Below are 12,579 nucleotides of genomic sequence, written 5' to 3' on the forward strand. Positions count from 1 at the left end.
CTTCTCTCGCTCAACCGAGGTCGTCGGGCGTGACGAAGCGCCCGGCGATGGCTGTCGCTGCTGCCACCTCTGGCGAGCAGAGGTGCGTCCGCCCGCCCCGACCCTGACGACCTTCGAAATTGCGGTTGGACGTCGACGCTGAGCGTTCCCCGGGGGAGAGCTTGTCGGGGTTCATGGCCAGGCACATGGAGCAGCCCGGCTCGCGCCAGTCGAAGCCAGCCTCGGTGAAGACTGCGTCCAGTCCTTCTGCCTCGGCCTGCACCTTGACAGCGAACGACCCAGGCACGACCAGCGTCCGCACCCCGTCCGCAACCTTGCGTCCGCGGGCCACTGCCGCCGCCGCACGCAAGTCCTCGATGCGCGAGTTGGTGCAGCTGCCGATGAACACCGTGTCGACGGCGACGTCGGCGAGCCGTGTGCCCGCGGCCAGACCCATGTAGTCGAGCGCTCGTTGGGCTGTCGTCGCCTCTACCGGGTCGTCGAAGTCGCTCGGCGCCGGAACTGCGCCGTCGATCGGGATGACGTGGGCCGGGTTGGTGCCCCAGGTCACATGCGGGCGCAGCGACGCAGCGTCGATGGTGACCGAACGATCGAAGGTCGCACCGTCATCGGTCACCAGCGACCGCCAGTCGGCCACTGCAGCGTCCCACTCGGTGCTCGCCGGCACGTGACGCCGGCCCGACAGGTATTCGAAGGTGGTCTCGTCGGGCGCAACCATCCCGGCCTTGGCGCCCGCCTCGATGGACATGTTGCAAACGGTCATCCGTCCTTCCATCGACAGAGCCCGTATCGCGGACCCTCGATACTCGATGATGTGCCCGATGCCGCCGCCGGTGCCGATCCGCCCGATGATCGCCAGCACGATGTCCTTCGCGGTGACGCCGGCCGGCGCATCGCCGTCGACGCGGACCTCCATCGTGGAAGGTCGGGTCTGCGGCAGCGTCTGGCTGGCCAGCACATGCTCCACCTCGGAGGTGCCTATGCCGAATGCCAGCGCGCCGAAAGCGCCGTGCGTGGAGGTGTGGCTGTCACCGCACACCACGGTCATCCCAGGCAACGTGAGGCCCTGTTCGGGGCCGATCACGTGCACGATGCCCTGGCCGGGATCGCCCATCGGGTACAGCGTGATGTCGAACTCGTCGCAGTTGGCTCGAAGCACCTGTACCTGCTTGGCCGAGATCGGGTCGGCAATGGGCAAATGCAGATCGGCGGTAGGGACGTTGTGGTCCTCGGTAGCCACCGTCAGGTCGGGACGCCGCACAGTGCGCCCCGACAGGCGCAGGCCGTCGAAGGCCTGCGGCGAGGTGACCTCGTGGATGAGGTGCAAGTCGATGTAGAGCAGGTCGGGCTGGCCGCCGCCGGTGCGAACGACGTGGTTGTCCCAGACTTTTTCGCTGAGGGTGCGCGGCCCCGCTGCTGCGTCGTTGCTCGGCCTGTCTGCCGACGTCTTGTTGTCTGTCACGGCCTTCACTATGGACCTTGTGTGCCCGTCATTCCAACGCGACCGCAGATATGGCAGCGGGCAGCCCGCGGCCTTTCACGCCTCGATGGCGACGATTTCGATGCTCAACTCGTTGCCGTTGGCCTCGTAGGTGACCGTCTGACCAGCCCGGGCGCCTTCGAGGGCTCGGCCCATGGGCGAACCCGGCGACACGACTTCGATACCCGTGCGCCGTTCCTCGATCGAGCCGAAGAGGTACTGCTCTACTCCGTCATCCCCCTCGAATCGAACGGACACCACGACGCCCGGCGACACCGCGCTGTCGTCGAACTCCTCGACGATCTCGCAATTCTCCAGGATCGACTTCAGCCGCATGATGCGGCCCTCCATCTTTCCCTGCTCTTCCTTGGCGGCGTGGTAGTCGCCGTTCTCTGAGAGGTCTCCAAGCAGTCGCGCTGTCTCGATCTGGGCCGCGATGTCGATGCGCCCTCGACCGGTCAGATCGGTGAGCTCGGCCTGGAGTCGATCACGGGTCTCCGCTGAGATGTGTTGGATCTCGGGCACCCCGCGAGGTTACCGAGGGCTTCTGTTGGCACACTCACTCCCGCAATCGCGTCTCACTGATCTGAATACCGGTCAGCGCAGTGGCGTCGAGCGCATCCCTGCCAGCACGATCCGAGACAACAAGCCGAATTGGGGACATCACAGTGACTCATCGCATCGCAGTCATCGGCGGAGACGGAATCGGGCCTGAGGTCATCTCGGTCGCGCTCGATGTGATTACCGCTGCCGGCGCCGGCATCTCGACGACCGAATTCGAGCTGGGCGGTCATCGCTACCTGCGCGACGGCACCGTGCTCGACGACGAAACCCTCGATGAGCTGCGTACCTTCGACGCCATCCTGCTCGGCGCCGTGGGCACGCCCGAAGTCCCGCCGGGCGTCATCGAGCGCGGGCTGCTCTTGAAGGCCCGCTTCGAACTCGACCTGTACGTGAACCTGCGCCCCTTCGCCCTTCCTGACGGCCACAGCTTCACGGTGATCCGCGAGAACACCGAAGGCGCCTATGCGGGCGAGGGCGGCTTCCTGCGCAAGGGCACGCCGCACGAGATCGCGACCCAAGGCTCGGTCAACACGCGAATGGGCGCCGAGCGAGCCATCCGGTACGGATTCGAACTGGCGCGAGAGCGGGAGCGCCGTCACCTGACGCTGGTCCATAAGACCAATGTGCTGACGTTCTCGGGCGACCTGTGGGAGCGCACGTTCAACGAGGTCGCCGCCGAGTACCCCGACGTGGAGACCGCCTACAGCCACGTCGACGCAGCATGCATTCACTTCGTGGAGGATCCGCACCGCTACGAGGTGATCGTCACCGACAACCTCTTCGGAGACATCCTCACCGATCTCGGCGGCGCTGTAGCCGGCGGCATCGGGCTCGCCGCCTCAGCAAACCTCAACCCGGACCGCACCGGTCCGTCGCTGTTCGAGCCCGTCCACGGTTCGGCGCCCGACATCGCCGGCAAGGGTCTCGCCAACCCGACCGCTGCGGTCCTTTCCGCAGTGCTCATGCTGGAGTTCTTGGGCGAGGCTGAGTGCGCCGAGCGAGTCCGGCAGGCGTGCGACGCTGTGATCGCCGACGAGGCCGTGCCCGATGTAGGCACCGACGAGATCGCCAAGGCGATCCTCGACGGCGTTGCTGAGGGGTGATCTCGTCATGAGCTCCACTGACAGCGGGGCGGCAAGTCCCGAATTTGGCTCAGCCCCGCCGCTCGTGCGCGAGGGCTCACGCGATCCTTCTTGGCCCAGCCACGTGGAGATCTTCGACACGACGCTGCGCGACGGTGTCCAGTTCGAGGGCATCTCGGTGTCTCCAGACGACAAGCTGAAGGTGGCACGCCAGATCGACGCATTGGGCATCCACTGGATCGAGGGGGGTTGGCCGGGTTCCAATCCCAAGGACGAGGCATTCTTCGCCCGGGCGACCACCGAACTCGAGCTGGCGCATGCGACCCTGGTTGCGTTCGGCTCGACGCGCCGGCCGCGTGGGCGTGTCGACGATGACCAGACGCTGGCTTCGCTCGTGGCCGCTGGCACATCGACAGTGTGCATCGTCGGCAAGTCGTGGGACTACCACGTCACCGAAGCGCTCCGGCAGCCGCTCAGCGAGGGCATCGCGATGGTCGGCGACTCGGTTGAGTTCCTCAAGGGGGAGGGGCTGCGGGTCTTCTTCGACGCGGAGCATTTCTTCGACGGCTACAAGCGCAACGCCGAGTTCGCGCTGTCGGTGCTCGAGGCAGCGGCGGTCAAGGGCGCCGACTGCCTGGTGCTGTGCGACACCAACGGGGGCTCGCTGCCCCACGAGGTCGAGACCATCGTGCGCGACGTCGTGGCGCACTTCGGCGGCGTCCAGATCGGCATGCACACCCAGAACGACACCGGCTGCGCCGTGGCGAACGCGGTGGCGGGTGTGGTCGCTGGCGCCACGCACGTGCAGGGAACCGTGAACGGCTACGGCGAGCGCACCGGCAATTGCGACAACACCGTGCTCGTGCCGAATCTCACGCTCAAGATGGGCATCGAGACAGTGCCGCGCGAGTGCCTGACCAGCTTTACCTCGGTTGCGCATCACGTGGCCGAACTGGTGAACATGCCGCCCCAGAACCAGCAGCCCTACGTCGGGGCATCGGCATTCGCCCACAAGGCGGGTTTGCACACGAGCGCCATTGCTCGCCGCCCCGACAGCTACGAGCACATCGACCCCGAAGCTGTCGGGAACAGCACGAGGTTCCTGCTCGGGGACCTGTCGGGCAGAGCGTCGGTGGAGCTGAAAGCTGCCGAGCTCGACATTGAGATCGGCAAGGCAGCAATGTCCGACGTCGTCGACGAGCTCAAGCGCCTCGAGCACGCCGGCTATCACTTCGAGGTCGCCGACGCCTCGCTGGAAATGCTGCTGCGTCGCGCTGCGGGCCAGACGTTCGACTTCTTCAAGGTCGAGTCGTTCAAGGTGCTCGTCGAGCGAGGCCGCGAGGCCGATTTCGACACCGAGGCAACGCTGCGCATCGTGGTGGGCGGCGAGCGTCGGGTCACCGTCGGCGAGGGCGACGGCCCGGTCAACGCGCTCGACAACGCCTTCCGCCAAGCGGTGCGGAACGACTATCCCGATCTCGACTCGGTACGCCTGACCGACTACAAGGTGCGGGTCCTCGATGCCGATCGAGGCACCGAAGCGGTCACGCGAGTGCTCATCGATTCGACCGACGGTGAGACGACGTGGACCACCATCGGCGTCTCGGAGAACATCATCGAGGCTTCGTGGCTGGCTCTGCGCGACTCGGTGATCTACGCCCTCATGCGCCACCGTCTCGATGAGGCGGCGAGCGGCTGAGTGACCCGACAGCAGGTGACCGACGCGGTTGCCGCAGCCGGCACTTCCTAGACTGCGCGGCAATGGCTGCGCCACGCCACGTCCGGGTCGGACCCCTCGCGGAAGTCCGTTCGTACAGCTCGCCGGAAGTGACCCCCCGGCACTGGAATGCTGCACGCCCAGGCGACCTTGCCGCCGGCCAGCCCACGGGGGCGTTGCGAGGCCATCAAGGTCCCGACCAGGGATACGCGTTCGGCCTGGTCCACCTCTTCGACGATCGGGTGTGCCTCGCTTCGGGCGAGAATCGACGCGACGTCGACGCCGGCTGTGTCGCTGTGGCGCTCAAGCGCGCCTCCATCTTCGGCCGTGCACCAGTGGTGTGGGACCTCGAAGCGGGATACTTGGCCTTCGGATTCCTCGACCGGCAACCTCCCGCGGAGCTGCTAGCGCGCCGTGAAGAGCTCTTCGAGGGTGTTGCAGATGCACATCACTACAACCACCTGCGCAAGCTTGTCGCCTGTGTGCCCGCAGACGTGCTTGCGCTGACGCCAGTGGAGTCACGGCGTCGCTACGAGACTGATCCACTTAGCTTGACGCGAGATCCCCAGGGTTGAGCACAGGGTCTCGCAGAGCACTCGATACGTCGGCAATGCCGACGAACCCGACACCGATTGAGATTCAGATGGCCCAGATGACTGATACCCAGACCACCGCTACCCGGACCACCGCTGCGCCGGCCAGTTCGGAGACGCCGAACCAGGCCGACCGGGAGCTCTTGAGACTGCATCGCAGGGCGTGCACCGATTTCGCAGCGCGGATGCGGCTGCCGGCATGGGAGCACATTCCGATGCCGCTGGCGCCGCCGCTGGGTGACTACACAGTGGCCGACCTGCTGGCGCGCGCAGCAGACGGCAATCTCGCAGCTGCAGCCCAGATGAGCGGTCAGCCGGTGCCGCCGCCGGTCCAAATCTCGACTCCCGCGGCCGGGTTCGGATTGGGCACCCGTCCAGACGAACGTCCCGACCCCACCCAGCCGATCGTCGAGAGTGTCCGAACAGTGCTCGCGGTCGCCGCAAGCCTCAATGCCGGCGCCGGGTTCAGCCCGCGGCTGCGCGGCCTGCTCTGGACGCGAGTAACCGAGCTCACCGTTCTGGGATACGACCTGCAGCAGGCCATCAGTGCCGGCACCGGGCTGGACGAACTGCTGGTGGATCGAATTCTCGCGGCGGCCCCCGCAGTGCCGGTCTGGCCGGGTCTCGATGCGCTTGAGGTCGACGTGTCGACGCCGCCGCTGCAGCGACTGCTCGCGATGGCCGGCAGGCCCGTAGGCCGCTGGGTCGACGCGAGCGATCCGAATTGCAGTACCGGACAGTGCTGAGCGGCGCCTCGAGCGCTGACAGGAAGCGCCAATAGGTGAACCCTTCCGTTGTCGCACCAGTCGCTTCCCGCTCTTGTTCGCTGGCGCTCACGGGCCGCTCGGGCCACGGCTTCGCCTATCGGCTCAGCCTCTTGCGACATACCGCCGCAGCATTCTCATGAGTGAATCGTCCGGGAGTGTCTCGGCGCCACCGCACATTCGCTTGCGGTTCGCACCCGCACCCACCGGGTTGCCGCATCTGGGCACGGCCCGCACAGCGCTGTTCAACTGGCTCTATGCCCGCCACTGCGGCGGCGAGCTGGTGCTGCGCATCGAAGACACCAACGCCGATCTCGCGACGGCTGCTCACATCAACCAGATCCTCGAGATGCTCGAATGGCTCGGCCTCGACTTCGATGGCGAGCCGGTCTTGCAGAGCCGACGCAGTGCGCTCTATGACGCGGCCGTCCAGCGCTGGCTCGACAACGGCCTGGCGTATCTCGACGACGGCGCGGTCCGGTTCGCCGTCCCCGATGACGGGGTCACAGCCTTCGACGACATCGTGCGTGGCCGCGTCGAATTCCCGAACGCCTCCATTGAGGACTTCGTCGTCCGTCGCAGCGACGGCAGCGCGACGTTCTTCGTCGCCAACGCCGTCGACGACCTCGACTTGGGCATCACTCATGTCGTGCGAGGCGAGGACCTGCTGAACACGACGCCCAAAGTGCTGTTGCTGCGCGCCGCGCTGGGCGCGACCGATGCGCCGGCCTTTGCCCACCTGCCGCTCATCGTCAACAAGCAGCGAAAGAAGCTCTCCAAGCGACGCGACGATGTGTCGCTCACCAGTTACCGCGATCAGGGCGTGCTTCCGGCCGCGATGGTGAACTACCTCGCTTTGCTGGGCTGGGGACCGCCCGACGGCACGGAGGTACGGCCGCTCGCCGAGATCGTGGAGCTGTTCGATCTTGCCGACGTGAACGCGGCACCGGCCATGTTCGACATGGACAAGCTCACCGCGATCAACGGCGACTACCTGCGTGCGCTCGACGATGCCGACTTCGCGGCTGCGATCCAGCCGTGGGTCAGCGCACAGCCGTGGGGCACCCATCTCGACTCGACGGCGTTGAGCGATGTCGCCCCGCTGATCAAAGAACGCACACGTCTGCTGTCGGACGCTCCCGATCGCATCGCGTTTCTCTTCGCCGAGCCCGAGATCGATCCCGACGACTGGGACGCAACCATGGTCCCGCCCGCGCGCGACATTCTCGACCGAGCCGGCTCCGAATTCGCCCGGGCGGAATGGAACGCCGAGTCTCTGCACGCCTCGTTGCGAGAGATCGGCGAGGAATTCGGCCTGAAGCTGGGAAAGGCGCAAGCACCGGTACGCGTTGCGGTCACGGGCCGCCGGGTGGGTCCCCCGCTGTTCGAATCGCTGGTCCTGCTCGGCCGCGACGCCGCGCTCGCGCGTCTCGCTGTGGCCCAGGCCAGGCTCGCTCGCTGAGTCGAAACACCCAATATCTGCGGGCTGCGCGATTGGCCGCGCCGCTAGCCTGTGTGCGCTTTCGGGGATGGTGTAATAGGCAACACAACTGGTTCTGGTCCAGTCATTGGGGGTTCGAGTCCTCCTCCCCGAACCAGACCGCCGGAGCGTCGTCGCCACGGTTCGCGCGCTCGACGCTGCAATCGAGCATCAACGTTGCAGGCGTGGTTGGGCCGATTTGCGCCAAATGCGTTTCTGTGACCTAACATCACCCGCTGGCTCGGCCCATGTGGGGCTCCCCACGGAACCTCACGAATACGAGCCGACCTGATAACTTGCCTGCGGCCGGTCTCCCGACCGGCTCGGACCGGAGGGGGTTCAGCGCGTGGCGTTGCTCGAAGTCCAAGACATCTCCGTGCAGTTCGGCGGCATCCGCGCGCTCGACGATTTGTCCTTCTCTCTGGATGAAGGACAGATTCTCGGACTCATCGGGCCGAACGGCGCGGGCAAGACCACCCTGTTCAACGTGGTCAGCCGGATCTACGACCCGACCACCGGTTCGGTGACGTTCGACGGCCACGATCTGCTCGCTATGCCTGCACACCGGATCAGCCGCGTCGGCGTCTACCGGACATTCCAGAACCTGGCGCTCTGGCGCGGCATGAGCGTCCTCGAGAACGTCATGGTGGGCGATCACACCAACACCAAGACGAACTTCTTCACCGGCGCGTTCCGCATCGGCACCCGCCGTGAAGAAAACGACCTTCGTCGCCGCGCGTGGGAGGCCCTCGAGGAACTCGGCCTCGAGCAACACGCCTACCACCCCGCAGCCGGGCTGCCCTTCGGCACGCTCAAGCGAATCGAGCTCGCCCGGGCGCTGATCTCCAACCCGCGCCTCATCATGCTCGACGAGCCGGCATCGGGCCTGACGCACCAAGAGGTCGACTCGCTCGCCCAGGACGTGAAAGACATCCGCGACCGGCACAACCTGTCGGTCCTGCTGGTGGAGCACCACATGCGTATGGTGCTCAACATCAGCGAGCACCTTGTCGTGCTCAACTTCGGCCGCAAGATCGCTGACGGTCACCCCGATGTCGTGCGTAACGACCCGGAGGTCATCGAGGCGTACCTGGGGAGTTCTTCATGACGGAGATGATGCTGAAGGCCGAGGACCTCCACGCCCGTTACGGCGCGGTAGAGGTCCTACGCGGCCTCGACTTCGAAGTACCCGATGGCAACGTCGTGGTGATGCTCGGTGCCAACGGCGCCGGCAAGACCACGACGCTGCGGGCGCTGTGCAACATGTGCACGACGACCGGCACGGTCACGATGGAGGGCGACGACATCTCCCGTGCCAAGACGGCCGACATCGTGCGGCGCGGCGTCGCCCACGTGCCCCAGGGCCGGGGCACATTTCCCGAGCTCTCGGTCATGGACAATCTCAAGATCGGCGCCTACACCCGCAAGGACAATGAGGTCAACGCCGATGTCGACCGCTGGTTCGAGATCTTCCCTCGGCTCGAGGAGCGCCGCGGCCAGCTCGCCGGCTCGCTCTCCGGCGGCGAGCAGCAGATGCTCGCCGTCGCCCGGGCACTGATGTGCCGGCCGAAGCTGCTGTTGCTCGACGAGCCCTCCCTGGGCTTGGCGCCACTCATCATCGAAGACCTCTTCGAGCGCTTCGCACAACTCAACAAGGAGACCGGGTTGACGATGCTGCTCGTCGAGCAGAACGCCAACCTGGCGCTGGACATGGCCGACTACGGGTACGTGATCGAGAGCGGCGAGATCGCTCTGCACGGACCCGCCGAACAGCTCAAGAACGATCCTGCAGTGCAGGAAGCGTACTTGGGCGCTTGATTCGTAGGTACGGGGGCAGACCGTGAACTGGAACTTCGAGATCCTCCCGGATTTCATTTTCAACGGCCTACGCGACGGTGCCGTATATGCCGCCGCCGCCTTGGCGTTGGTGCTGATCTTCAAGGCCACGACGCTGATCAACTTCGCCACTGGCGAGTTGGCGATGCTCGGTGCGTTCTTCGTGTACGTGCTCAACATCGAGCAGGGCCTCTGGCTCTGGCTCTCGATTGTCATAGCGATGGCCATCAGTGCCGCCATCGGCGCGGCCGTCGAGCGAGCGCTTGTGAGACCGTTCGACCCAGCGGATCACCTGCCGGTCGTGCTCATCACCTTGGGCTTGTTCTTGATCATCAACGCCGTCGCGGGCGACATCTGGAACTACCAGGTCCGGCGGGTGAATGACCCCTTCGGCCAGTTCCCGAGCTGGGTGCCCAATGGCAGCGAACTCAAGACGTCCAGCGAAGGCACGATTGCCTGCTTGACGAATTCCGAGGGCAAGCTCGCCGAGGTCGCACCTGGGACTTCCGGCGCTGAGATGTGCGAGATGGTGGGCCGAACCTTCTTTGAGGTCATCGGGGCCCGCCTTCACTACCGCACGATCGGCACGTGGATCGCACTTGCCCTCGCGCTGATTGCACTTGCGATCATCCTGGGCAAGACGAAGGCGGGCCTGGCTTTCCGCGCAGTGTCGTCCAATACCGAGTCGGCCCGGCTGGTTGGTGTCAACACCGGCCGCACGCTGGGGTTCGGCTGGGCGCTGGCCTCGGTGTTCGGCACGCTGTCGGCCGCCTTGGTGGCACCGGCTCTGGGCGGCGTCAATCCCAACATGATGCTGACCATCCTGATCTACGCCCTGGCAGGGGCCGCCCTCGGCGGCCTCGACAGCCTCGGCGGCGCGGTCATCGGCGGGCTGGTCGTCGGACTCGTCAAGTCGGTCCTGGTCTCATGGTTCGGCGTGGTCGTGCTCGGCCAAGCCTATTTCTCGATCTTGCAGCTGGCGATGGCATTCCTGCTGATCCTGATCGTGCTGTTGTTCCGTCCAGCGGGTCTCTTCGGAACCCGCCAAATCGAGCGCGTCTAGCTCAACGACCCAAGGGGAGTTGCTGAGGTATGAGTTCACCACTGCTCATCGTTTCCAAGGGCAGCACACAGCACCGCCAATGGCAGTTCTTGAGCTGGGGCTACGCCGTGGCGCTGGCGGTCCTGGTGCCATTGGTCCTGCAGCCGTTCGAGATCGGCAAGATGAACCGCGCGCTGGTGCTGATGGTGGCCGTGCTCGCGGTCAACTTGGTCGTCGGCTTCAACGGCATGCTCGCGCTCGGGCACTCGGCGTTCATGGGCATCGGCGCATTCGTTGCTGCCTCGATGGTCCAGGACGAGCTCTGGGACTTCTGGATGGTCATTCCGCTGGTCGTGATCGTCGGATTCGCCATCGGGATCATCGTCGGACTGCCCGCGCTGCGTGTGCGAGGTCTCTACCTAGCGTTGGTCACCATCGCCCAGGCGGCGGTGTTCCCGACGCTGGTGAACATCGACGAGCTGGGCATCGCGCGTCGCACCGGCGGCCCGAATGGCCGGGACGTCATCGAGGAAGTCGATCGACAGGAAAGCGGCTTCTCCAGCTTCTTTGAGTGGCTGCCCGGCGTTGATGGTGCACGTGGCGCCAATGCGTACCGCTACTGGATTCTGCTGGTGATGACGGCGATCGTCATCGCACTGGTCCGCAACATCATGCGAAGCCGGCCCGGCAGGGCGGTTCTGGCAATCCGCGACAGCGAGGCAGGTGCCGCCGTGTACGGCGTGAACCTGCCGATGTACAAGACCGTGAACTTCGCCTTGAGCGCCTCGCTGGGTTCGCTGGCGGGTCTCATGTGGTGCATGGACAAGGGCTTCGTGGCCGGACAGGACTTCACCTTCTTGCTTGCGGTCGACCTGATCATCGGTTTGGTGATCGGCGGTGTCGGCACCCTCCAAGGATCAATCTTCGGCGGATTGTTCGTCGTGTGGGTACGAGATCTCACGAAGAGAATCTCCATCCCGCTGGGCTTCTACACCCTCGACGGCGACGGCCCGCTATCGGCCGCGATCTTCGGCCTCATCCTCATTCTGTTCACCTTCTTCGCCCCGGGCGGCATCACATCGATGGTCGTGGCCATGCAGAAGAGGATCATCCAGGTCGTCCCGCTCACACCGGCCGGCGAACCGATCACTCCGCTCGCAGCCCTCGACCCTGGTCCATCGTCGACTCGAGCCACCTGGGCGTTGCGCTTCGCCGTCGCGGGCCCGGTGCTGCTGATCATCGGCTGGGTTCTGATGAACATCGACAGCCTCCTCGTCGGCACGCTGGCTTTCGTACTTCGCTTCGTCATCGTGGTGCTCGCGCCCGTCATCATCTTCGTAGCGATGAACGAGCTCCGAGCAGTCAAAGCCGGATTGCGCGGCGAGAACGCCGACGCGGTGAGCTCCCAGGCCAAGACGGCTGGAGTGCTGGGGGTGCTCAGCTTTGCCTACATCCAGGCGTTCGCCCTGAACATCGCTCTGCGGGCGCACCATGTCGGTCACCTTGCCCGCGAATCGGTGGCGGTGAATCCGGACGGAAAGACGATCCCCGCCATTCCCATGGTCAGCGAGGCCGCGAAGTCGAAGGACTTTTCCGGGACGCCAGGCGAATTCTGCGAGACCTCGCCGTCAGGCGAGATCAGTGACATGTCGATCGGCGAGCTGTGCAACGTTGCGTCGGATGCCATCGACGCCTCCGAGACACCTGTGGGCTTCTGGCTCATCGGATGGCCGACGCAGAGCGTGCTCTCGATGGTGCTGAGCATCATCGTCATCGTTGCGACGATCGTCATCGGCCTGCGGTACTTCGTCTTCGCCGACGAGAAGACCGAAACCGCTCCCGCGCCAGCACCTGAGGAAGTCGACGCTTCTTCGTAGTCGTAAAGCGACGCTGAGCCTCCCGCCTCTGTCGGGGTGCCGAGGCCCGGCGGACCCAGTTGAGAGGGAGCGCGGATAGGTGTACCGCCCCGCCGAGCGGCCGCTGGTTTCCCGCTCTTGTTCGCTGCGCTCACGGGCCGCTCG

General features: G+C 65.5%; 11 protein-coding genes and 1 tRNA gene. 10 read left to right on the forward strand and 2 right to left on the reverse strand.

From position 1 onward, the window contains the following. Positions 1 to 10: 10 nt before the first annotated feature. Together leuC and ACOGJB_RS17225 are read right to left on the reverse strand one after the other, a co-directional pair. Positions 11 to 1,462, reverse strand: coding sequence for a 3-isopropylmalate dehydratase large subunit (gene leuC / locus ACOGJB_RS17220; RefSeq protein WP_419838311.1), 1,452 nt, complete (start codon positions 1,460 to 1,462; stop codon positions 11 to 13). A gap of 75 nt (positions 1,463 to 1,537) precedes the next feature. Then, entirely contained in the window at positions 1,538 to 2,005 is a 468-nt protein-coding gene (locus ACOGJB_RS17225; RefSeq protein WP_419838312.1) for a GreA/GreB family elongation factor, read from the reverse strand. Positions 2,006 to 2,148: 143 nt separating this feature from the next. Between ACOGJB_RS17225 and ACOGJB_RS17230 the strand changes: the two genes are divergently transcribed. From ACOGJB_RS17230 to ACOGJB_RS17275, 10 genes are all read left to right on the forward strand, one after another. After that, complete coding sequence (locus ACOGJB_RS17230) at positions 2,149 to 3,147, forward strand: 3-isopropylmalate dehydrogenase (RefSeq protein WP_419838313.1); 999 nt, start codon at positions 2,149 to 2,151, stop codon at positions 3,145 to 3,147. Positions 3,148 to 3,154: 7 nt separating this feature from the next. Continuing rightward, entirely contained in the window at positions 3,155 to 4,825 is a 1,671-nt protein-coding gene (cimA, locus tag ACOGJB_RS17235) for a citramalate synthase (RefSeq protein WP_419838314.1), read from the forward strand. A 62-nt stretch (positions 4,826 to 4,887) separates the two neighbouring features. Continuing rightward, positions 4,888 to 5,418: a hypothetical protein gene (locus ACOGJB_RS17240; RefSeq protein ID WP_419838315.1), complete on the forward strand. Its 531-nt coding sequence runs from the start codon at positions 4,888 to 4,890 to the stop codon at positions 5,416 to 5,418. Between the two features lie 77 nt (positions 5,419 to 5,495). After that, the gene (locus tag ACOGJB_RS17245; protein WP_419838316.1) at positions 5,496 to 6,182 is read left to right on the forward strand and encodes a hypothetical protein; all 687 of its coding nucleotides are present in this window, start codon (positions 5,496 to 5,498) and stop codon (positions 6,180 to 6,182) included. Between the two features lie 157 nt (positions 6,183 to 6,339). Beyond that, positions 6,340 to 7,662: a glutamate--tRNA ligase gene (locus tag ACOGJB_RS17250; protein ID WP_419838317.1), complete on the forward strand. Its 1,323-nt coding sequence runs from the start codon at positions 6,340 to 6,342 to the stop codon at positions 7,660 to 7,662. 61 nt (positions 7,663 to 7,723) lie between these two features. Then, positions 7,724 to 7,798 (forward strand) — tRNA-Gln (locus tag ACOGJB_RS17255). Between the two features lie 228 nt (positions 7,799 to 8,026). Further along, on the forward strand, positions 8,027 to 8,788 hold the full coding sequence (locus ACOGJB_RS17260; RefSeq protein WP_419838318.1) for an ABC transporter ATP-binding protein: 762 nt from the start codon (positions 8,027 to 8,029) through the stop codon (positions 8,786 to 8,788). Then, positions 8,785 to 9,498, forward strand: a complete 714-nt coding sequence (locus ACOGJB_RS17265) for an ABC transporter ATP-binding protein (protein ID WP_419838319.1) — start codon at positions 8,785 to 8,787, stop codon at positions 9,496 to 9,498. The genes ACOGJB_RS17260 and ACOGJB_RS17265 overlap by 4 nt, the downstream gene beginning before the upstream one ends. Before the next feature lie 22 nt (positions 9,499 to 9,520). Further along, positions 9,521 to 10,579, forward strand: a complete 1,059-nt coding sequence (locus tag ACOGJB_RS17270; RefSeq protein ID WP_419838320.1) for a branched-chain amino acid ABC transporter permease — start codon at positions 9,521 to 9,523, stop codon at positions 10,577 to 10,579. Between the two features lie 29 nt (positions 10,580 to 10,608). Beyond that, positions 10,609 to 12,435, forward strand: coding sequence for a branched-chain amino acid ABC transporter permease (locus ACOGJB_RS17275; RefSeq protein ID WP_419838321.1), 1,827 nt, complete (start codon positions 10,609 to 10,611; stop codon positions 12,433 to 12,435). Positions 12,436 to 12,579: the final 144 nt, after the last annotated feature.

This window comes from Candidatus Poriferisodalis sp., from assembly GCF_965208895.1.
Classification (GTDB): Bacteria; Actinomycetota; Acidimicrobiia; order Acidimicrobiales; family Poriferisodalaceae; genus Poriferisodalis.

Bases quoted from the DNA above. Each gene is read 5' to 3' on its own strand.
- ACOGJB_RS17250 (WP_419838317.1), top strand. From the start codon at position 6,340: ATGAGTGAATCGTCCGGGAGTGTCTCGGCGCCACCGCACATTCGCTTG.
- ACOGJB_RS17240 (WP_419838315.1), top strand. From the start codon at position 4,888: ATGGCTGCGCCACGCCACGTCCGGGTCGGACCCCTCGCGGAAGTCCGT.
- ACOGJB_RS17265 (WP_419838319.1), top strand. From the start codon at position 8,785: ATGACGGAGATGATGCTGAAGGCCGAGGACCTCCACGCCCGTTACGGC.
- cimA (WP_419838314.1), top strand. From the start codon at position 3,155: ATGAGCTCCACTGACAGCGGGGCGGCAAGTCCCGAATTTGGCTCAGCC.
- ACOGJB_RS17245 (WP_419838316.1), top strand. From the start codon at position 5,496: ATGACTGATACCCAGACCACCGCTACCCGGACCACCGCTGCGCCGGCC.
- ACOGJB_RS17275 (WP_419838321.1), top strand. From the start codon at position 10,609: ATGAGTTCACCACTGCTCATCGTTTCCAAGGGCAGCACACAGCACCGC.